This window comes from Rhizobium sp. WSM4643 (genome assembly GCF_025152745.1).
In the GTDB taxonomy this organism is placed as follows: Bacteria; Pseudomonadota; Alphaproteobacteria; order Rhizobiales; family Rhizobiaceae; genus Rhizobium; species Rhizobium leguminosarum_I.
In genome coordinates this window covers 1-22063 of sequence record NZ_CP104043.1, presented here as the reverse complement: position 1 = coordinate 22063, position 22063 = coordinate 1, and the positions used below count along the sequence as shown (strand labels likewise).

The 22063-nt window shown below is 62.5% G+C and carries 14 protein-coding genes; 8 read left to right on the top strand and 6 right to left on the bottom strand.

Features of this window, described 5'->3' with window-relative positions; all coding sequences use genetic code 11:
• Positions 1-225: 225 nt before the first annotated feature.
• On the bottom strand, positions 226-930 hold the full coding sequence (msrA, locus tag N1937_RS29585; protein WP_260060354.1) for a peptide-methionine (S)-S-oxide reductase MsrA: 705 nt from the start codon (positions 928-930) through the stop codon (positions 226-228).
• A 198-nt stretch (positions 931-1128) separates the two neighbouring features.
• Between msrA and N1937_RS29580 the strand changes: the two genes are divergently transcribed.
• The 5 genes from N1937_RS29580 (at position 1129) to cueR (ending at position 14416) form a co-directional block, all read left to right on the top strand.
• Positions 1129-6597, top strand: a complete 5469-nt coding sequence (locus N1937_RS29580) for an alpha-2-macroglobulin family protein (RefSeq protein WP_260060353.1) — start codon at positions 1129-1131, stop codon at positions 6595-6597.
• A complete protein-coding gene (gene pbpC, locus N1937_RS29575) occupies positions 6594-8672 on the top strand; it encodes a penicillin-binding protein 1C (protein ID WP_260060352.1) in 2079 nt (692 codons plus the stop codon). Before N1937_RS29580 ends, pbpC begins: the two co-directional genes overlap by 4 nt.
• Before the next feature lie 103 nt (positions 8673-8775).
• Complete coding sequence (treY, locus tag N1937_RS29570; protein ID WP_260060351.1) at positions 8776-11385, top strand: malto-oligosyltrehalose synthase; 2610 nt, start codon at positions 8776-8778, stop codon at positions 11383-11385.
• A 106-nt stretch (positions 11386-11491) separates the two neighbouring features.
• The gene (locus tag N1937_RS29565) at positions 11492-14017 is read left to right on the top strand and encodes a heavy metal translocating P-type ATPase (RefSeq protein ID WP_260060350.1); all 2526 of its coding nucleotides are present in this window, start codon (positions 11492-11494) and stop codon (positions 14015-14017) included.
• A gap of 9 nt (positions 14018-14026) precedes the next feature.
• The gene (gene cueR, locus N1937_RS29560; protein ID WP_260060349.1) at positions 14027-14416 is read left to right on the top strand and encodes a Cu(I)-responsive transcriptional regulator; all 390 of its coding nucleotides are present in this window, start codon (positions 14027-14029) and stop codon (positions 14414-14416) included.
• Between the two features lie 41 nt (positions 14417-14457).
• Here the strand turns inward: cueR and N1937_RS29555 are convergent, their stop codons facing one another.
• Positions 14458-14766 carry a hypothetical protein gene (locus tag N1937_RS29555; protein WP_017968552.1) on the bottom strand — a complete coding sequence of 103 codons (309 nt, stop codon included), beginning with the start codon at positions 14764-14766 and terminating at the stop codon, positions 14458-14460.
• A gap of 186 nt (positions 14767-14952) precedes the next feature.
• Between N1937_RS29555 and N1937_RS29550 the strand changes: the two genes are divergently transcribed.
• Genes N1937_RS29550 through N1937_RS29540 form a run of 3 tightly spaced genes read left to right on the top strand, consistent with a single transcriptional unit; the run spans position 14953 to position 16977 of the window.
• Positions 14953-15492, top strand: coding sequence for a sigma-70 family RNA polymerase sigma factor (locus tag N1937_RS29550; RefSeq protein ID WP_170262636.1), 540 nt, complete (start codon positions 14953-14955; stop codon positions 15490-15492).
• The gene (locus tag N1937_RS29545) at positions 15479-16246 is read left to right on the top strand and encodes an anti-sigma factor family protein (protein WP_260060348.1); all 768 of its coding nucleotides are present in this window, start codon (positions 15479-15481) and stop codon (positions 16244-16246) included. The genes N1937_RS29550 and N1937_RS29545 overlap by 14 nt, the downstream gene beginning before the upstream one ends.
• 20 nt (positions 16247-16266) lie before the next feature.
• On the top strand, positions 16267-16977 hold the full coding sequence (locus N1937_RS29540; RefSeq protein WP_170262638.1) for a Bax inhibitor-1/YccA family protein: 711 nt from the start codon (positions 16267-16269) through the stop codon (positions 16975-16977).
• Positions 16978-17198: 221 nt separating this feature from the next.
• On the opposite strand, the gene N1937_RS29535 is transcribed toward N1937_RS29540, so the two are convergent.
• The 4 genes from N1937_RS29535 to repA form a co-directional block, all read right to left on the bottom strand.
• Entirely contained in the window at positions 17199-18326 is a 1128-nt protein-coding gene (locus N1937_RS29535) for an RHE_PE00001 family protein (RefSeq protein ID WP_260060347.1), read from the bottom strand.
• 179 nt (positions 18327-18505) lie between these two features.
• Positions 18506-19720 (bottom strand): plasmid replication protein RepC, encoded by a 1215-nt coding sequence (gene repC, locus N1937_RS29530; protein WP_260060346.1) that lies wholly within the window; start codon positions 19718-19720, stop codon positions 18506-18508.
• 154 nt (positions 19721-19874) lie between these two features.
• Positions 19875-20870 carry a plasmid partitioning protein RepB gene (repB, locus tag N1937_RS29525; RefSeq protein WP_162115160.1) on the bottom strand — a complete coding sequence of 332 codons (996 nt, stop codon included), beginning with the start codon at positions 20868-20870 and terminating at the stop codon, positions 19875-19877.
• Positions 20867-22063 carry a plasmid partitioning protein RepA gene (gene repA, locus N1937_RS29520; RefSeq protein WP_026154606.1) on the bottom strand — a complete coding sequence of 399 codons (1197 nt, stop codon included), beginning with the start codon at positions 22061-22063 and terminating at the stop codon, positions 20867-20869. The genes repB and repA overlap by 4 nt, the downstream gene beginning before the upstream one ends.

The following is a 22063-nucleotide window of genomic DNA, read 5'->3' as shown; positions in this document are numbered from 1 at the left end:
CTTCCTCTTGGTTACGCCTATACTTCTAACGAGGGATCCGCTCCGGCAGTCTATCCCACACGAGACTCACGGTGGTAACGGGCAACTCAACGATATGTTCCGCGGTGGAACGCCGTTTTTTGCATTTAAGATATTGTTAACGTTGATAAATTCTTAAGTGCACGGAGGTGGCGCGAAAAGGCGGCACCATTGCCGCCTCGATAATGCCAGCACCGATAGGGTTAATCAGCCTTTGACCTTCATCACCAGCACCGGCTTGCCGCGGTAGTCGGCGGGAAACAGCGACTTCAGGTTCTCGATTTTCGGCAGGTCGTTGTAAACGATATAGGGATAGGTCGGATTGAGCGTCAGGAAATCCTGATGATAGGCTTCGGCCGGATAGAAACCTGTGGCTTCAGAGACCTTGGTGACGATCGGCTGCGAGAAGACATGCGCCTTGTCGAGCTGGCTGATATAGCCCTCGGCAACCTTACGCTGCTCTGGATCGGCAACGAACAACGCCGAACGGTACTGCGTTCCCCGGTCCGGGCCCTGAAAATTCAGCTGCGTCGGGTTGTGCGCCACCGAGAAGAAAATCTGCAGCAACTTGCCGTAGCTTACCTGTTTCGGATCGAACTTCACCTGGACGGATTCGGCGTGGCCCGTCGAGCCGGTGCTGACGGTTTCGTACTGCGCCGTTTTGGCGTCGCCGCCGGCATAACCGGAGACGGCGCTCTCAACGCCCTTCACGTGCTGGAAGACGCCTTGGACGCCCCAGAAACAGCCGCCGGCGAAAATGGCGGTCTCTGTGCCCGGGCCGGCCGCCTCGTCGACGGTCGGCGGCGGGATGACGACGGCATCTTCGGCCGCGCCTGCGGCACACGTACTGAGCGAGAAAAAAGTGGCTGCAAGGAGCGCGGCAAGGCTCCTGCGGTGGGAAGACGGGGACATGGCGCTACCTCCTGCGATCGCCCAAATCCTTGCTCATCCTTGCAAAAGCCGCAAATCACAAGGCGGTCACTCACGCCGATGTGACAGCCAGACGAAAGCGCCTGTGTGAAGATGAAACAGCGCTCAACTTGAGTTGACAATCTCGCGAGGAGTGAGGAGAGTGCCGCCGGTCAGAGCCAGCATTTCCGGGGGGAACCTATGTCCGTGCGCTCGTTCTTCGCTTTCGCGACAATCGCATTTTCCACGATCGCCATCAGCTTTCCCGCCGCCGCTGCGGACACCAAGCGCGACATCCAGACGATCAAAGACGCCGATTTCTTCGGCTTCGATCTTCGCACCGAACAGAACGTCTCGCTCGATCAGTGCAAAACCTCCTGCATCGGCGACAAGAGCTGCAAGGCCTTCACCTACAATCCCAAGGTGAAATGGTGCTTCCTGAAATCCGATTTCAAGACGATGAACGCTTTCCCCGGCGCCATCGCCGGCAAGATCGTCGAGACCGCCGGCCAGCAGGAGCCGGATATCGGCGCCGCCCCGCGCCTGACCTTCCTGACCAACGACCTCATCCAGCAGGCTCGCGACTTCAAGGACAATCTGGAGCTTGCCGACGACCAGCAGGGCCAGGGCGTCGACAGCCTGACGGCCAATGCCCGCATCGACCTTACCGGCAACAACCTGGCCGACGCGCTGAAGTCCTTCCATGGCGCGCTGTCGATCACACCTGACGACGCTGATCTCTGGCTTGAAACCGCCCGCGCCGCCGCATCGCTCGGCAGCGCCGAAAGCAACACGAGCGGCCAGGCGGTGCTCGACGCGCTGAACGGCTACGAGCTGACTCGCACCAAGCCCAAGCGAGCCGAGGCGCTCGCCGTCCTCGCCGACGCCCTGGACCGAAACGCCAATTACCGTCCGGCGCTTGACGCCTACAAGGCGAGCCTGGCGCTGGTTGCCTCCGAAGACGTGCAGACCGCCTACCTGCAGCTGAAATCGACGCAGGGCTTCCGCATCACCGAACACACGGTCGATGCCGACAGCGCCACGCCGCGTGCCTGCGTCACCTTCTCAGAAGCGCTCGTCAAGACCACCGACTACACGCCCTTCGTGACGCTCAACGGCGAAGCGCCGAAGGCGCTGGAAACCAAGGACAAGCAGATCTGCGTCGAGGGGCTGACGCATGGCCAGACCTACAAGATCGCTTTCCGCACCGGCCTGCCGTCGTCGGTCGACGAGCCGCTCGACGCCCCCGTCAGCATCGACGTCTATATCAAGGACCGCAGCCAGATGGTGCGTTTCACCGGCGACAGCTTCGTGCTGCCGTCGACGGCGCGCCGCGGCATCCCGATCGTCTCGGTCAACATGACCTCGGCCAACCTCAAACTCTATCGCATCGGCGATCGCGCCATCGCGCCGCTGCTGACCAATTCGCAATTCCTGTCCCAGCTCGACGGCTACAGCGCCCAGAACATCCAGGACCAGAGCGGCGAGCTCGTCTGGCAGGGCTCCATCGACATCGCCAATGAACTCAACAAGGACATCGTCACCAGCTTTCCGGTCGACGAGGCGCTGCCCGCGCGCAAGCCCGGCATTTACGTGATGACCGCAACGGCAGCAAACGGCCCCGCGCAGGAGTGGGATTCGCAGGCGACGCAATGGTTCCTGGTCTCCGATATCGGTGTCACCACCTATGCCGGTACCGATGGCCTCAACGTCTTCACCCGCTCGCTCGCTTCGGCAAAGCCGATATCAGGCGTCGAACTGCAGCTGCTGGCCAAGAACAATGAAGTGCTAGGCACCGCCACCACCGACAAAAACGGCCGAGCCACCTTCACCGCCGGCCTGATCCGCGGCACGGCGGCGCTGACGCCCGCCGTCATTACCGCCAGGAACGGCGCGTCGGACTACGTCTTCCTCGACATGACGCGCGCCGGTTTCGATCTATCCGACCGCGGCGTGACGGGCCGGGCCGCGCCCGGCGCGATCGACGTGCTGACGTTTACCGAACGCGGCATCTACCGCGCCGGCGAGACGGTGCATGCTCAGGCACTTGCCCGCGACACCGATGGCAATGCCATCGACAACCTGCCGCTCACCTTCATCTTCAGCCGTCCCGATGGTGTCGAAGACCGGCGGATCGTCAGCCAGACCAGTAATCTCGGCGGCTATAGCATCGATTTCCCGACCCAGGAAAACGCCATGCGCGGTACCTGGACGATGAACATCTATACCGATCCGAAGGGCAGCGCGATCGCCACCAAGAGTTTCCTCGTCGACGATTTCGTCCCCGATCGCACCGACATGGAGATCAAGACCGAGGCCAAGGAAGTCGGCCCGGACACGCCGGCGACGATCACCGTTTCGGGCAAATATCTCTACGGCGCCCCGGCCGCCGGCCTGACGCTCGAAGGCGACGTCGTCGTCAAGCCGACGCGCGAGAGTGCGGCCTACAAGGGCTTCCTCTTCGGCCTCGCCGACGAAGAGGCGAGCGAGGATTCGCGCCTGCCGATCGACGGCCTGCCGGAACTCGACGGGAACGGCGAAGCCTCGACGGATCTCACCATCAGCGAACTGCCGGCAACGACACAGTTGCTGAACGCCACCGTCTATATGCGCATGCAGGAGGCGGGCGGCCGCGCCATTGAGCGCACTCTGAGCATTCCGGTGAAGAACGAGCGCGCTTCGATCGGCATCAAGCCGGAATTTTCCGACGATCTGCCGGAGAACGCGATCGCCAACTTCACGGTGATCAGCGTCAAGGCCGATGGACAGAAGCAGGAGACGAAGGGCCTGCGCTGGAAATTCTACAGCCTCAACCGCGAATATCAGTGGTATCGCGAGGGAACGGCCTGGAAATACGAGCCTGTTTACACCGCCGAGCAGGTCTCCAACGGCAGCGTCGACGCGACGATGGACGGCGGCAAGATCTCCGTGCCGGTGACCTGGGGCCGCTATCGTCTCGAAGTGGAAAGCCCGGATGCCGACGGCCCGACTTCCAGCGTCGAATTCGACGCCGGCTGGTTCGTGACCTCGACCTCGACCGAAACGCCCGACGGGCTTGAGATCGCCCTCGACAAGGACAGCTACAAGATCGGCGAAACCGCCAAGCTCAAAGTCACCTCGCGCTATGGCGGCGAGCTGATGGTGACGGCCGGAACCGAAGAACTTGTTGCCGTACAGAACGCCACGATCGGCGAGACCGGCGGCGAGGTCGACATCCCCGTCACGGCTGATTGGGGTGCCGGCGCATATGTCACAGCCACGCTTTTCCGCCCCGGCGACGCGCAGGACAGCCACATGCCGATGCGCTCGATCGGCATCAAATGGCTGAAAGTCGATCCCGAACAGCGCGCGCTGCAGGTGACGCTCGACACCCCCGAAAAGATGTTGCCGCGCGGACCGCTGAACATTGGTCTGCAGGTGGCGGGCGCCGGCGCCAACGAGGATGCCTATGTCACGGTTGCCGCCGTCGATGTCGGCATTCTCAACCTGACGCGCTACGAACCGCCGAATCCTGAGGACTGGTATTTCGGCCAGCGCCAGTTGGGACTCGAGATCCGCGACCTCTATGGCCGCCTGATCGACGGGTCGCTGGGTGCGACCGGCAAGCTCCGGACCGGCGGCGATGGCGGCGCAGTGGCACTGCAGGCAAGCCCGCCGACGCAAAAGCTCGTCGCCTTCTTCTCCGGGCCGGTGAAGCTCGACGCCGAAGGCAAGGCCAATATCTCCTTCGATATTCCGCAGTTCAACGGCACGGCGCGCGTGATGGCGGTCGCCTGGTCGAAATCAGGCGTCGGCCACGGCGTCAAGGATGTCATCATCCGCGATCCTGTCGTGGTGACCGCAAGCCTGCCGAAGTTCCTCGCCCCCGGCGACAAGGCCAATCTGCGCCTCGACATCGCCAACACCGATGCGCCAGCCGGCGATTACAAACTGCAGCTGACCGGCAATGACGCGGTCGGCATCGAGCAAGCGTCCGCCTCGCAGACGATCCGTCTTGAGGCCGGCGCGAAATCCGAGCTGACGCTTTCGCTCATCGGCAAACAGCCGGGTGCTGGCAGCGTCTCGATCAACCTCTCCGACGCTTCCGGCCTCTCGCTCGACCAGAACCTCGACGTGCCGGTGCGCCCGGCCTCCTTGCCGATTACCGAACGCAGGGTGCTGGCGCTGAAGTCAGGGGCAAAGCTCACCGTCGACAAGAACCTGCTCGCCGACAGCGTGCTGCCCGGCGCCTCGATCAGCGTCAACGTCACCCGTTCTGCCGCCTTCGATATCCCAGCCCTGCTGATGACGCTCGACCGCTATCCCTTCGGCTGCGCCGAGCAGACCACCAGCCGGGCGCTGCCGCTGCTCTATCTCGCCGAGGTGGCGAAGCAGGCCGGCATGGAAAACGACGACGACGTGAAGAAGCGCGTCCAGGATGCGATCTACCGCGTGCTCTCCTATCAGGCCTCGGCCGGCAGCTTCGGTCTCTGGGGACCGGATTCGGGCGATGTCTGGCTCGATTCCTACGTCACCGATTTCCTGACGCGGGCTCGCGAAATGAAATACGACGTGCCGGAAAGGGCTTTCGTGCAGGCGCTCGAAAACCTGCAGAACACGTTGTCCTACACAACCGACATCAAGGGTCAGGGTGACCAGATCGCCTATGCCATCTACGTGCTTGCCCGCAACAAGAAGGCTGCGATCAGCGATCTGCGCTACTATGCCGATACGATGATCAACGACTTCCCGACGCCGCTCGCTAAGGCGCATATCGCCGCCGCGCTGGCGCTCTATGGTGATGCGCAGCGTTCGAAGAATATCTTCCTCGACGCGCTGCAGATGTCGGAGCAATCGATGGTATCGCGGGTGAACCTGTCGCGTACCGATTACGGCACGATCCTGCGCGACGGCGCGGCGATCCTGGCGCTCGCAGCCGAAAGCCGGCCGGTGCCGCCTGTCATCCCGGAGCTTGCCAAGGCCGTCACCAAGGAATGGGGCCGCAGCAAATATAAGAGCACCCAGGAAGAGGCCTGGATGCTGCTTGCCGCCCGGGCCATCCAGGGCGGTGACGACGGCCTCAAGGTCGATGTCAACGGCGCGCCGCACACCGGTGCCTACATGGCGAAGATATCAGGCGATGCGCTGAGCGACCATCCGCTGACGCTGACCAACCAGACGAGTGACGTGGTTTCGGCCGTCGTCACCACGGTTGCCGCGCCCACCGTGCCGTTGCCGGCCGGCGGCGACGGCTTTATCATCGAGCGCACCTACTACACGCTCGACGGCGAAGAAGCGAATGTCAGCGAGGCGAAGCAGAACGAGCGCTACGTCGTCGTCATCCATGTGCGCGAAACCAACGCTTGGCCTTCGCGCATCGTCATCACCGATCTTCTGCCGGCCGGCTTCGAGATCGACAATCCGAACCTCGTCGACAGCGCCCAGATGACGAATTTCGACTGGATCGGCGAGATCTCCGCTGCGCATACCGAATTCCGCTACGATCGCTTCGTCGCCGCCTTCAACCGCGCAGAAGGCGACGAGCGCGAATTCAACGTCGCCTATGTCGTGCGCGCCGTCACCCCCGGCACTTACGACCATCCGGCCGCAAGCGTCGAGGATATGTACCGCCCGGAACTTTCGGCCCGCACGGCAACCGGCAAGATGGAGGTCGTGACGGCGCAAAAATGAGGCGGTGGCACAAGTTTGCGATCGGGTCCGCAGCCGGCGTCGTTCTTGCCGGTGCAGCTCTCTTTGCGCTCGATGCCGCCGACAAGGCCTTTCCGCCGCCGCTCGACAGGGCAGATGCCGTCTCCGCCGAAGTGCTGGATGCCGACGGGCAATTGCTGCGTGCGTTTGCAACGTCGGAAGGCCGCTGGCGGCTGAAGACGGCGGTCTCCGACGTCGATCCGCAATTCCTGCGCATGCTGATCGCCTATGAGGATCAGCGTTTCTACGAACATGGCGGCATCGACCTCTGGGCGCTCGGGCGCGCTGCCGTGCAACTGGTCAGCAACGGCCGCATCGTCTCCGGCGCCTCGACGCTTTCGATGCAGGTGGCGCGGCTGATCGAGCCGCGCGAAGGCCGCTCGCTTTCGGCAAAACTGCTGCAACTGGCGCGCGCCGTGCAGATCGAGCGGCGGCTGTCGAAGGAAGAGATCCTCGACCTCTATCTGACGCACGCGCCCTATGGCGGCAATCTGGAAGGCGTGCGCGCCGCAAGCCTTGCCTATTTCGGCAAGGAACCGCGGCGCCTGACGGTCGCCGAGGCAGCGCTTCTCGTCGCACTGCCGCAATTGCCGGAACGGCGCCGGCCGGACCGCAATCTCAAGGCAGCCGAGGCCGCACGCAAGCGTGTCCTCGACCGTGTGGCGGTCGCTAGAGCCGTTGGTGACGGCGAGGCGGAACGGGCTGAAGGCGTCGCGGTCCCGCCCCAGCGCATGCAATTGCCGGCACTTGCCGCCCATGTCGCCGAAGCAGCACTGCGCAAGGAGCCTGATGTCCTCAAGCACCAGACGACACTGAAGAAGCAGGTGCAGCAGGGGCTGGAGGCGGTTGCGCGAGCAGCGGCATTCAAGCTCGGCCCGAAGCTCTCGCTTGCCATGGTGATGGCGGATGCGCAGACGGGCGCGATCGTCGGTGAGGTCGGCTCGGCCGATTATTTCGATGCCAGCCGCTCCGGCTGGATCGACATGACCCGCGTCAACCGCTCGCCGGGCTCGACGCTGAAGCCCTTCATCTATGGGCTCGCCTTCGAGCAGGGCCTGGTGTCCCAGGAGACGATCATCGAAGACCGACCAGCCGATTTCTTCGGCTACCGGCCGCGCAATTTCGACATGAGCTACCAGGGCGACGTCACCGTGCGCGAGGCACTGCAGCTTTCGTTGAACGTGCCGGCCGTCAAGCTGCTCGATGCCGTCGGGCCGGCACGGCTGATGGCGCGCTTCCGCCGCGCGGAGGTACGCCCGGTCCTGCCGCCGAATGAGACGCCGGGGCTTGCGATCGGGCTTGGCGGCGTCGGCATCACCCTGAAGGATCTGGTGCAGCTCTATACGGCACTCGCCAATCGCGGCCAACCGGCAAGGCTCGGCGACGGCGTCACCGGCGCACCAGGCAAGCTCGACGGCGAACCGCTGCTGGAGCCGGTCGCGGTCTGGAACGTCGCCGATATTCTCTCCGGCGTCATCCCCCCCATCGGCGCGCCGCAACGTGGCATCGCCTACAAGACCGGCACGAGCTATGGCTATCGCGACGCCTGGTCGGTCGGCTATGACGGGCGCTATGTGCTCGGCGTCTGGGTTGGACGGCCTGATAACAGCGCCGTGCCGGGATTAACCGGCTATGGTACCGCCGCGCCCATCCTCTTTGAAGGGTTCGCCAAGTCAGGCATCGCGACGACGCCGCTGCCCCGCCCGCCTGCAGGCGCCGTACGCATCGCCCAATCCGAGCTGCCGATCAGCCAGCGGCGTTTCGCCCTCAATGCCAGCGGCCTGCTCACCTCCGGCCGCGAGGCCGCGCCTGAGATTATCTATCCGCCCGAGGGCGCGCATGTCGATCTTGGCGCTAGGCAAGGCAACCTGTCACCGCTAATGCTGAAGCTCCAGGGCGGCCGCGCGCCTTTCCGCTGGCTTGCCAACGGCAAGCCGCTGCCCGACCTCTCCCGCCGACGCATCCAGCAATGGCTGCCCGATGGCGGCGGCTACTCCAAACTGACCGTCATCGACTCGACCGGACGCGCCGCAAGCGTCGGCGTTTTCATCGACTGAAGCATCGTTCTTTGCACGTCTGAAAAGACACGCCGGCCGGTAAGGGAACAAAAGCTCGGCTGCAACCGTTGGGGACAGTCTCCCTCCAACGTCAGACGGCCTTATGATACTTCCGACCGCGACCTACCGGATCCAATTCCGCAACGGCATGACCTTCGATCGCGCCTGCGGCCTCGTCCCCTATCTCAAGAAACTCGGCATCAGCCACCTCTATGCCTCGCCGATCTTCACCGCCGTCAGCGGCTCGACCCACGGCTATGACGTCACCGACGCCAACGACATAGACCCGGCGCTCGGCGGCCGGGTAGGATTCGACAGGCTGACCGAAAGCCTCGCCTCGGCGGGCCTGGGGTTGATCCTCGACATCGTCCCGAACCACATGGCGGCCTCGCCGGAAAACGGCTGGTGGCGCGACGTGCTGACATTCGGCCGGCAAAGCGCCTATTCCAGCTATTTCGACATCGACTGGAGCGAGCCGCTGACGCTGCCACAGCTCGGCCAGGATTTCGATGGGGCGCTGGCTGACGGCGAGCTTCGCATCACGCTCGACGAAACGCATGGCAACTTCGCCTTCGGTTATTTCGAGACGCTGTTGCCGCTGAACCCCGGGAGTTTCGGGGCGATCGCAAACCGGCTCGACGATCCGGTTGCCACCAGAATGGCGGAAGCTGCGGCCGTGACATCCGGCGAGAGCTTCAACCGTGCAATGCGAGACATTCTCTTCGAAGCCGGCGATCGGGCAGTCCTCCAGCAAAAGCTCGATGACGTCTCGGCCGATCGCGATTTCGTGAGAAGCCTGCATGAGACACAGCATTGGCGGCTGACGCATTGGAAGGAGGCGGCACGACATCTGAGCTATCGCCGCTTTTTCGAGGTGACCGGACTGGTCGGCACCCGTGTTGAAGACCCCCCTGTGTTCGAGGACATGCACCGGCTGGTGCTCGAGCTGGTGCGCCATGGCAAGGTCCAGGGCCTGCGCGTCGACCATATCGACGGGCTCGCCGAACCCAAGGCCTATCTCGACAGGCTGCGCGAGGCGGCCGGACTGGACACCTATATCGTTGTCGAAAAGATCCTCGGAGCCGGTGAGGTCCTGCCGGAGAGTTGGCCGGTCGCCGGCACCACGGGATATGAATTCATCGCCGCCTTGAGCGAGCTGTTCATCGACGGCGGTGGCCTGCGCATATTGGACGATGCCTATCGCGGCATCGCCGGCGAGACGGGTGATCTCGAGGCGGGCCGGCGGAATGCCAAGCAACTGATGGTCGAGCGCAATTTCGCCGGTGAGACCGACAGGCTGGTGTCGATCGCAGCAGGCATCTTTCCCGAGCTAAAAAGAAACGAGATCGCCACTGCGCTCAGCGAACTGCTGATCGCGTTTCCCGTCTACCGCACCTATGGCGACGGCGGCCCGCTTTCCTGGCAGGATTCAGCGGTCCTTGCGGCGACCGCCTCGCAAGCCATGGCGCGGCTCGACGATCGGCGTACCCTCGACCATGTGCTGAAGCTTCTCGAAGGCAAGGTCGAAGGTGACGCGGCCCACGAGTTCCGTATCCGCTTCCAGCAATTGAGCGGGCCGGTGATGGCGAAAGCGACAGAGGACACGCTGTTTTATCGCTATAACCAGCTGCTTGCCGCAAACGAAGTCGGTGGCGAACCGGGCAAGGCGCCTGGCGGCCCGGAGGAATTCCACCGCCGCATGGCCGAGCGAGCTCGGCTGCAGCCGCATGGGCTTTCGGCAAGCGCCACCCACGACACCAAACGCGGCGAAGATGCGCGCGCAAGACTTTATGCCCTGAGCGAGGGAGCCGACGTTTTTGCACAGGCGGTCGAGCGGTGGCGCGAGATGAACCGGCCGTGGCTGAAGGATCTGCCGGAGGGTGCCGCGCCGGAACCCAATGTCGAATGGATGCTCTATCAGGCGCTGGCCGGCATCTGGCCGGAGGATTTTGACAGAGGACAGACAGAAGAACTCGGCGAACGTTTCACCAATTACGCGGTCAAGGCCGTGCGCGAAGCGAAACTGCGTAGCAACTGGACGGAACAGAATGCCGCTTACGAGGAAGCGGTCGCAGCCTATGCCGCGGCGCTGGTCTCGCCTGACAATGACGTGTTTCTCGAGGATTTCGAAAGCGTGCTGCAGCCTTTCATCGCGGCGGGTTACCTCAACAGCCTGTCGCAGACGCTGCTCAAGCTGATGACCCCCGGCATTCCCGATATTTACCAAGGTGCGGAAGGCTTCGATTTCAGTCTCGTCGACCCCGACAACCGCCGGCCGGTCGATCATGAGCGGCTGACGGCCTGGCTTGATGAAGCCGGACCGATCGCCAAGCTGCAGGCGGCGGCGCTGAAGCAGCGCCTCGTCGGGATCGGCCTGCAGCTGCGTCAGCGGCAGGCGGAACTCTTTGCCAGAGGCGACTATCTGCCGCTGAAGGTGACGGGCGCCCGACGCGACCATGTGCTTGCTTTTGCCCGGGTGCATAAGGATGATTTCGCGATCATCGCGGCGCCCCGGCTGATGTTCGGCTGGCTTGATCCGGGTGTGCTCTTTGCCGGCCCTGAATTCTGGGAGGATACGGCAATCGCCGTGCCCTCCCCGCTTCACGGTCTGAAGGCCGACCTGCTGACCGGAAAGACAATCGAGCCCGGGGGCAGCATTTCAGTCGCCGCCCTGCTCGGGAGTCAGCCGGTCGGGCTGATCACCCCGATCTGACGATCAGCCGTCGCAAAAATCGAGTCCATGAAAATAGTGCTTGACCTTCCAGTCGCTGGAAGGTGGATAAGCCTATCCAACGGCCCTCCGGGCACAGGAGATAGTCATGGATATCAAGCACGAACACGATCACCATCACAGCCACGCCGATGGCGACGATCATTGCCATTGCGGCCATGAACAGGAGAAGGCTGTCAGCGCCATGATCCGTGATCCTGTCTGCGGCATGACCGTCGATCCGCAGGCTGGGAAGCCCTCGCTCGATCATGACGGCCGCACCTATCATTTCTGCTCCGAGGGCTGCCGGACGAAGTTTGCGGCGGCACCTGAGGATTATCTGACCGCGAAGGACCCCGTCTGCGGCATGACCGTCGATCGCGCGACGGCGAAACACTTTCTGAAACACGAGGGCGAAAAATTCTACTTCTGCTCGGCCGCTTGCCAAGCGAAGTTCGAAGCCGACCCCGCAGCCTATCGCGACGGCAGCCGCCCGGTGGCAAAGCCGGCACCCGAGGGTACGCTTTATACCTGCCCGATGCACCCTGAGGTCGTCAGCGATCGCCCCGGCGACTGCCCGAAATGCGGCATGGCGCTGGAGCCGATGGGCATTCCGCCTGCTGACGAAGGCCCGAACCCGGAACTCGTCGATTTCGTCAGGCGGCTCTGGATCAGCGCCATTCTCGCCATACCGTTGCTGGCGCTGAGCATGGGGCCGATGCTCGGTCTGCCGCTCCGGGAAGCGATCGGCGAGCCGCAGGCTTCCTACATCGAACTGCTGCTGGCAACGCCGGTGGTGCTCTGGGCGGCCGTGCCGTTCTTCCGCCGCGCATGGGCGTCTGTCGTCAACCGCAGCCCGAATATGTGGACGCTGATCGGTCTCGGTGTCGGCACCGCCTATGTCTACAGCGTCGTCGCCACGCTTGTACCCGGCATCTTCCCGATGAGCTTCCATGGCCACGGTGCAGCGGTGCCTGTCTATTTCGAAGCGGCAGCCGTCATCGTCGCGCTCGTCTTCGTCGGCCAGGTGCTGGAATTGAAAGCGCGCGAACGCACCGGCTCGGCAATTCGCGCCTTGCTCGACCTTGCGCCGAAGACGGCACGGCGCATCGATGCCGAGGGCAGCGAGAACGACGTGCCGGTGGATAATATCCAGCCTGGTGACCGACTGCGCGTTCGCCCCGGCGAGCGGGTGCCGGTGGACGGCTCCGTCCTCGAAGGCCAGTCGACGGTCGATGAATCGATGATATCAGGCGAGCCCCTGCCGCTGGAGAAGTCGAAGGGCGACCCGCTGACCGGCGGCACGATCAACAAGAACGGCACCTTCGTCATGACCGCAGAGAAGGTCGGCGCAGACACGGTGCTGTCGCGTATCGTCGACATGGTCGCCAAGGCGCAACGCTCTCGGGCGCCGATCCAGGGCGCGGTCGACCGGGTGTCGGCCATCTTCGTACCGGCGGTGGTCGCCGCCGCCATCCTCGCCTTCCTCGTCTGGGCCGCGATCGGTCCGGAGCCGCGCATGGCGAATGGTCTGCTTGCCGCCGTTGCCGTTCTGATCATCGCCTGCCCTTGTGCGCTCGGCCTTGCGACGCCGATGTCGATCATGATCGCGACGGGGCGCGGGGCGCAGGAAGGTGTGCTGATCAAGGACGCCGAAGCCCTGGAGCGCTTTTCCAAAGTCGACACGCTGATCGTCGACAAGACCGGTACACTGACGGAGGGAAAGCCGAAGCTTACCGACATCGTCAGCTTCGGCGGGGTCGGGGAAAATCGGCTGCTGTCGCTGGCGGCAAGCCTGGAGCGCGGCTCCGAACATCCGCTGGCCGAAGCGATCGTTTCCGGCGCCGAGGAGCGCGGTGTCCCCTTCGTCGAGGTCACCGGTTTCGAGGCAAAGACCGGCAAGGGCGTTCAGGGCCGTGCCGGCGGCACGACGGTGGCGCTCGGCAATGCGGCGATGCTTACCGATCTCGGCATCGATCCAGCGGTCCTTGCCGAGAAGACCGAAGCCCTGCGCGGCGACGGCAAGACGGTGATGTTCGTGGTGTTCGACGGCGCACTTGCCGGTCTCGTCGCCGTTGCCGACCGCATCAAGCCGACCACGGCAGCCGCCATCAAGGCACTGCACGAGAGCGGTCTGAAGATCATCATGGCGACCGGCGACAACGAGCGCACAGCACGTGCGGTGGCAAAAAGCCTCGGCATAGACGAGGTCCGCGCCGATGTACTTCCGGAAGGCAAGAAGGCGCTGATCGACGAGTTGCGGGCCAAGGGCGCCATCGTCGCCATGGCCGGCGACGGCGTCAACGACGCGCCGGCGCTCGCAGCCGCCGATGTCGGCATCGCCATGGGTACCGGCGCCGACGTCGCGATGGAAAGCGCCGGCATCACATTGGTGAAGGGCGACCTGAACGGCATCGTCAGGGCACGGCGGTTGGCGGAGGCGACGATGCGAAACATCCGGCAGAATCTTGGCTTCGCCTTCGGCTACAATGCGCTCGGCGTGCCGGTCGCGGCCGGCGTGCTCTACCCGATCTTCGGGCTGCTGCTTTCGCCGATGATCGCGGCGGCGGCGATGAGCCTCTCGTCCGTCTCGGTGATATCAAATGCGCTGAGACTGCGCTTTGCAAAACTATAGGAGATGGAGATGAATATCGGCGAAGCATCGGAACGATCCGGGCTGCCTTCGAAGACCATCCGCTACTACGAGGACATCGGCCTCATCCGCCCCGAAAGGGGCGGAAATGGCTATCGCGACTATGCCGCAACCGACGTCCACAAGCTGCGCTTCCTGCAGCGTTCGCGCGGTCTCGGCTTTTCCGTCGAGGAATGCCGGCAATTGTTGGCGCTCTATGAGGACAAGAACCGGGCGAGCGCCGACGTCAAGGATATCGCTGAGACCAAGCTTGCCGAGATCGACCGCAAGATCCGCGAACTGACGGAACTGCGCCGCACGCTCGAGCATCTCGTGCATGCCTGCCATGGCAACGACAGGCCGGACTGTCCGATCCTCGAAGAGCTTTCGGACGGCAGCTGACCATTCCGGGAGAGCAGGCGTCGCGTTTCAGATGATCTGCATCAGGAAAGCTGAGGCATGTTCTGGTTGGCCGCCTGCGAGGATTGAGGCCGCTCGTCGGGGCTCTCGTCTTCGGTGTCGTCCAGCACGCCGTCATCCAACCGATGCTTGATCGCCAGCGCATAGATCACGTCGAGAATATTGCGGTCCTTCAGGTGAGAATCGGTCAGGGCGAGAAGCGAGGCTCGAACGATCTTCCTGCTGGTGGCCTTCGGACAACGCGCCTTGACGAAATCGTAGAGCGCCTGATCGGTCAGCCCTTCCATGGCGCCGTCCACGAGAGCTTCGTAGACCCGCTTCTTTTCCTTCATTCTTTCTATTCCCCTCCAAATCAGCGGCGCCATGATCTGTCATGTAATTGTCATAAACAATCGCGGATTTAAGGCGCGCGGCCGCTGAAGAGGGATATTTGAGATGATCCGGCGAGGGTTTTGGTCCCGCATGATTTTTTTACGCCGCCCGGGAATAAAATCCGCCGGATTTCCGTATACTCAATCATGGAACGCAAAGATCGCCCCTTTGATGTCATTGGACAGCTTGCAGCACTGCGGCGCTACGCTCGCTCACTGGTGCGCAATTCGGACGAGGCGGAGGATCTGGTGCATGATGCGCTGGTGCGCGCCTTCGAGAAGCGAAAGAGCTTCCGCAGCGGCGGCAACCTGCGCACCTGGCTGCTCTCCATCCTGCACAATGCCCATATCGATCGTCTTCGCCAGAACCGATCGCTGACGCGCCGCCACGATGAGGCCGCTGTCGAAGCCGAGCAGTCGCTGCCGGCCGGCCAGGAACACGCCGTGCGCCTGCAGCAGGTGCGGGGCGCCTTCTTCGACCTGCCGGAGGAACAGCGCGAGGCGCTGCACCTCGTTGCGATCGAAGATCTTTCCTACCAGGAAGCCGCCCAGGCGCTTGGCATTCCTGTGGGGACGCTGATGTCGCGCATCTCCCGCGCCCGCGCTCAACTGCGCGAATTCGAGGAGAAGACGCCGCGGATTTCGCATCTGAGAATAATCGGAGGGAACGGCAATGAAAGCAGTTGATCCGATCATCGATGCCGATCTCGACGCCTATGTGGATGGCGAGCTGGATGTCGCCCGTCGCATCCAGGTTGAATCGTATCTTTCCGAGAATCCGGCGATTGCCGCCAATGTCATGGCCGACCTCAGCATGAAGGGCGAACTGCGTCTGGCGCTTGCCGGCGAAAGTGCCTTCGGCCACCCCGAGACCCGCGATGCTGCCCGCCGGCTGGAACGTGGCCTTTCCTATGGCCGTATCTTCCATTCCATGCAGCGCATTGCCGCCGTCGGCATTCTGATCGCTGCCGGCTGGGTGGCGCACAATTCCTTCGGCGCCTTCTCGGCGACCGAGGTGGTGGCATCCGTTCCGGCACCCGCCTATGTCGAGGATGCCGTCCGCGCCTATCAGACCGCGGCTCTCCGCCAATCGATGCCTCCGCAGACGCCGACCACCTATAGCGCCGACGATATCCGCGCCGCCACCGCGATCGTGATGCCCGAATTGCCCAAGGATTGGAAGGTCGCCGACGTGCAGATCTTCCCGTCCGAATTCGGCCCCAGCGTCGAGATGGCGATCGAACAAGCAGATGGAAAGCAACTGTCGCTTTTTGCCGTCCGTCCGGGCGCCTTCGAGGTCAAGCCGGTCAGTCATCTTGCGCTGGAAAAAGCAGAAGCCGCCTATTGGCAGATCGGCGAGGTCGCTTATGCGCTGATCGCAGACGATAGCGGTCTCAATCTCGACCAGGCGGCCGAACGGCTAGCCCGCTCGCTCTATTAATTCAAACCGAGGAGATCAGCATGAACCCGATCAATCCCCGCTATGGCGCCGTCGCCGGCTCGCAGGCCCTCTTCGACGAAGGCCTGCGCCAGCATATGCTGCGCGTTTACAACTATATGGCTCTCGGCCTCGTCATAACGGGCCTCGTCGCCTTTGTCGTCGGCTCGACGCCGGCACTCTACGTCCCGATCTTCGGCTCGCCGCTGAAGTGGGTGGTGATGCTTGCCCCGCTCGCCTTTGTATTTTTCTTCTCGTTCAAGATCCAGACGATGTCGGCCAGCACCGCTCAGATCACCTTCTGGGCCTTCTGCGCCGTGATGGGCCTGTCGCTCGCCTCCGTTTTCCTGGTCTTCACCGGGATGAGCATCGCGCGGACCTTCTTCATCACCGCGACGATGTTCGGCGCCACCAGCCTCTACGGCTATGCGACGAAGCGTGACCTCTCGCGCATGGGCTCGTTCCTGATGATGGGCCTCTTCGGCGTCATCATCGCCTCGGTCGTCAACATCTTCCTGGGTTCGAGCGCGCTGCAATTTGCGGTCTCGGTGATCGGCATCGTCGTCTTCGTCGGTCTGACCGCTTACGACACGCAGAATATCAAGGAACAGTATTCGGAAAACTTTGATCAGGAATCGAACCAGAAGCTCGCCGTCTTCGGTGCGCTCTCGCTCTACCTAAACTTCGTCAACATCTTCCAGCTTCTGCTCAACTTCACCGGCGAGCGGGAATAGGACTGCGCTTCTGGGGGCAAAGGAAGCGCAGAGCGCCCGGTCTGCAATCTGTGACAGGATGGCAGATCGGGTGTTCACCTAAACGAGACGAGCCGGGTCAATGCCCGGCCGTTTTCGTTTAAAGCGCATCGCGTCAAATCGGAATCATACGACGCGCTTTAAGTCTTTGTTTTATGCATGTCGTTGTCCCAAAACCGCTGCACACTTTTGGGCGACATGCATTAGATGATGCCCCAGGCGCGATAGCGGCCCCGGCCGGTAATTTCACGAATGCCGATCTCATTGACGAGGTTCAGCGCACCGCGCGGCGTGATGCGCAGATGACGGGCGATCATCGCCGCCGAGACCATCGGCCGCGACAGGATGAAATCGGCAAGCTCCGGCAAGCTGCTGTTCGAACGGCGGCCGCGGAAGCGCAGCTCCATCTGCGTGCGTGCTAAGGACAAGCGGTCGATTTCCTTGAGGCCGGCCGCAGCGCCCAGATGCATCGCCTCCAGAAAGGCTTGCAGCCGCGTGGCCCGATCGCGCGCCCGACGACGCTCATGGCGCACCAGCTTCAGCCCGCCGTAAAAAGAAAACAGATGCGAGACGACCTTGCCGCGGGCGCGTAGATGGCTTGCGACCAGAAGGCCGCCGAGCCAGTGCTGACGCCGCAACGGCTCGATCCTTTCCCAGGCTTCGAAGAGGATGATGGCGCCGAGAACCGGCGGCAAGCTGTCGGTCAAAGGCAGGACGCTCCGCCACTCCGCAAGCCGCTGTTCCTCGTCCCACTCGTCGTCACCGAGCAAGCCGAGGGGATCTTCGTTGCGCCTTGCCGGGGTAACGGCGGCCGACTCGCTTGCCGGCGTTTTCCCTGTATGGATATCGAGCAGCTTCTGTGAGCGAGCAAGAAGCGCATCGATCTCCGCCATCTCGGCAGCGAGCGGCCCATCTTCATCCTCGCCCTCCTCGTCGATCTCGACCGGAGCTGCGGGGCTCTTCGCGTCCGGCACTTTCCCCTCCCCGCCGGTCGCAGTTAGGGTCGCAAGGCCCGAGACACCGAGCGCCCAGGAGGGTTCGCCGGTCCAGATGCGCCGACGTGCCCGCAGTACGGAATGGGCGATCGTCAGTTCGTGGGTGGGAGCGCGGCTATCCATATGCGCATCATGCAAAACGAGATCCTCGACATGCACAAGTTCGCCGGCCACCCAGAGCGCGCCGGCGGCGTCGAAGAAATGGCTGCGTTCGGCAAATCCCCCGCCGACGGGCGAGCGTAACACGCGTTCGTCCAGCCGCGCCACCGCATCCTCCGCCGCGGCAATGGAGGGAAGCAGGGTTTGAAGCATTGCACCGTCAATATCGTAGCACATTGTTAAGCTTTATAGTTTTCCACAAATGGAAGCAAAACGAACGTTCCCTTCCGCCATGTATGACATGGTTAACAGCGGTTTTCAACAAACTACGGGAAAGGAAGCCGTCAAGACGGCTAATAGACCGGCCGCATATGCTTCTAACCGTCGCAGCTGGCGCGAAACTTTTTCATGGCCGTTCATCCAGTTTTCCTCGCCGTCGGACCATTTGCCCGCATCAGCGCCATCAGCATCGGTCCGAGCGAGAATTCGCCACGCTCCGCCCGCCGTGTCAGGTCACGCAGGTAGCCGCCGGCGGAGTTGATATGTCCGCCCCTTTCCAGAATGCAGGCGATTACCGTGGCGGCGTTTTCCGGCCCCATGACATCGCAGGCCAGCTGATAGGCGCTGGGGCTGACGCCAAGAGTTGAACGGACGATGACGGCCGCGGCCATCAGATCCCGCCAGCTGCCAATGCCGCCGCCCGGTCCGTAAGCGATGATCTCCGGGCAGGCCTGCAGCACCATGGCAAGGGGGAAGGATTTCGGCGGCTCCCGCCACGGCTGCGGTTCTTCCTCCGGCTTTGCGCCCTGCTTCGTTTCGAAGCTTGGTTCAAGTTCAGATGGCGGGTTTGGGTTTGAATTATGTATGTGCCGACCGTTTTGGTTATCATTGGCGTCTGTTTTTTCTGTTTTCGACTTCGATTCCAGCGTCTTGACGATCAATTGCCGGAAAGCTTCGAGATCAGCCAGCAGGCTTTCCATCTCGGCAGCCGACGGGCGGCGCGGCAGGCTTGCCGAAAGCAGATTGAAATGCTTCTGCATCTCGATCCATTCGCCGGCAATTTCCTCTTCCAGCGCGATCTCGATGAGCTTGGTGATGTCACGCCGGCAAAGTGTCAGGCGCTCCCTCAGGCGCTTCCATTCGAGTTTGGCGGCCATCACTTGAGCAGCCTGCGCCTCGATCTCGCGAGCGCGCACCAGGAGCGGCGCCAGGCTGAAACCAAAGGCCTCACCAAGCCCGCCCTCGCCGTTACGGCGGGCAAAACGCTTCCCGTTCGGGCTATCTCGCCGGATGATCAGGCCGGCTTCCACTAGCATTGCCAGGTTCCGCCGCAGCGTCGTGCCGGCCATGCCATGCGTGCGCAGCGACAACTGCTCGTTCGATGGGAATACGACGAAACCGTTGGCCTCGGCAATCTCGTTCTTCGGGTAGAAGGTCAATAGCGCGTTGAGAACGGCCAAGGCACGGTCCGATACGCCGACCATGTCCTTTGCTTCGCAGAGCGCACGAAATATCTTCCACTTGTCGACCGATGCGTCCGGATCGACCTTGCTGGCGCTTTCCTGGCTTGCCAGCATGCCAAGCGTCATCGATCGCCGCCCGAAGGGCGTCGATATATATTGAGGCTCCATGTCCCTCACCTTTTCTCAAGGCAAAAGAAACCTACCACCCAAAAGGATGCCGAAGACGCTTGACAGTGATTCGAGGAAGTGCGATTCTCAGATTGTCCAGATATGAGAAAGGCTTCCGCGACGGCAACGTTCGGAGGCTTTTTTCTTTTGCGGCCTACTCTCCTGCTTGCAACTTGCCGGCCCGATAGGCTTCGTAAAGCTCATCGAGACGGCGTGAAATGTAAGCGCCGAAATCCGGCGCATCGCCGGTCTTCAACGCGATCGTGAAGGAATTGCCGGCGCTCTTGATTCGGCCGGCAATCTTGCCGCCACTCTTCGGCTTCCAGTCATATTCCGTGGTTTCGGGCTTTGCCTCTTTCTTGGCGAGCTCGGCAACCAAGAGCTCGAAACGGCGGTCGCTCTCTTCCGCCATGAAACCTCCCGAGGCAATAAGCTTCGCAAGCCGGGCGGCCGTCATCCCATTCCAGTCCTGGGCAAGCGCCATCCACCGGCGTCGCCCGATACCAGGCGCGGCTCCGACCGACCTGACGATCTCGGCGGGAATAGCTTTTGCAACAGATATCAGCTTCGATAACTCCGTCTTGTCCGTCGACAGCGCTTTCATGATGACCGGGCGCTCAAAACCCTTCAGCTCGAGATTGAGGGCAAAGACCGCGCGCTCGATATAGGAAAGGTTGCGGCGCGCCGAATTCTCGATGCCCTGCGCGATGACGACATCGGTATCGTCGAGCTTACGGACGATCGCCTGCACCTTGAGGCCGAGCAGCTTGACCGCCTGCAGGCGGCGATGGCCGTAGGCGATCTGGTAGCGGTCCTCATTATTGGGATGGCGGCGAACGAGGATCGGCACTTCTTGGCCGTTCTCGGCAATCGACTGCACCAACTCATCCTCAATATCGAGGGGCTGGTCGGCAAGACGATCGCGGACGAAGGAGGAATCGATCAGATCAGGGTCGAGCTCGACGATGCGCTCACCGGAGAGCAAAGCCTCCTGCATCGCCCTGCTCTCTTCCTCCATGCGGCCAAGGGTCAGCGCCATCGTCCGAACCGGCCCGGCCGATCCGCGCGAGGATGGTTCCTCGTAGTTGGCCGCGGCCAACTCCTGCGCTGTATCGTCGAAAAGACCTTTCAGGCGATCGCGTCTGCTCATGCTCGACCCCAGGCTTTGTGAATACCGGCGAGAACCTCGCTGTTGGCGGCATTGACCGATTCCAGCGCCCGGTCATAGGTCGAGCGGCGCACCTGCCCCTTCTCGATCTCGTAGAGCGTCTGCTTGGTCAAGCCGACATCGGCGATCGCCGTCGATTTGAGAATGGTCGCCGTCAACACGTCGTCACTGAAAAGACTGCGCAACAGCGCAACGATCTGCGACTGCGGCGCATCGAAGGGTTCGTGACGAGTGACAACATATTTGATGAAGTCATGCTGCAGGTCGCCGCCGGCCTTGCGCACGACGGAAAGCAGATCCGAAGTCATCAGCAGGAACTGCGACATGGAAGCGACGTCGACCATCTGCGGATGGATGGTGATGAGCAGCGATGTTGCGGCGCAGACGGCGCCAAGCGTGAGGTAACCGAGCTGCGGCGGGCAGTCGATCACCACGATGTCGTAATCGGCCTCGACCTCGGCAATGGCGACACCGACGCGACGGAAGAACAGCTCGCCGGGCCGCTGCCGGTCGTTCAGTGCCCGTGGCGTCTCATGCTCGAACTCCATCAGTTCGAGATTGCCCGGCACCAGATCCAGCCCGTCGAAATAGGTCTTGCGGACGATCTCCTTCAGCGGCTTGCGGCCCTCATCATAGCGAATTGCGCCATAGAGCGTATCGCCTTCGGAAAGATCGAATTCGGGCTGAACGCCCAGCATGGAAGAGAGCGAAGCTTGCGGATCGAGATCGATGGCAAGCACCCGGTAACCCGCCAGCGCCAGATACTGAGCCAGATAGAGCGTCGTCGTAGTTTTGGCCGAGCCACCCTTGAAATTGGTGACGGCAACCGTCTGCAGCTTTTCGCCAGGGCGGCGCCAAGGCTGATAGGAAAGCGCATCCTTCGGCTTGAGCTTGGCCATATATTGGCGCAATTCGTTGATCTGGCCGAGCGTGTAGGAACGCCGGCCATTCTGGGCAAGATCCGGCTGCGGTCCCTTGCCATCCAGCGAAAGCTGGCGAAGATAGCCGTCCGAGACGCCGATCATCTGGGCCGCCTCGCCGGAGGAGAATGTTCGTAGCGTCTTTTGCGAGAGCGGCGGAAACAGCTTGTCGCGGAGGAGCTTCAGTTGCCGCGAAAGCTGGTTCGCATGCCGCTCGATCCGTACATCTGTCGTCGATACGCTAATGTTGTCCAA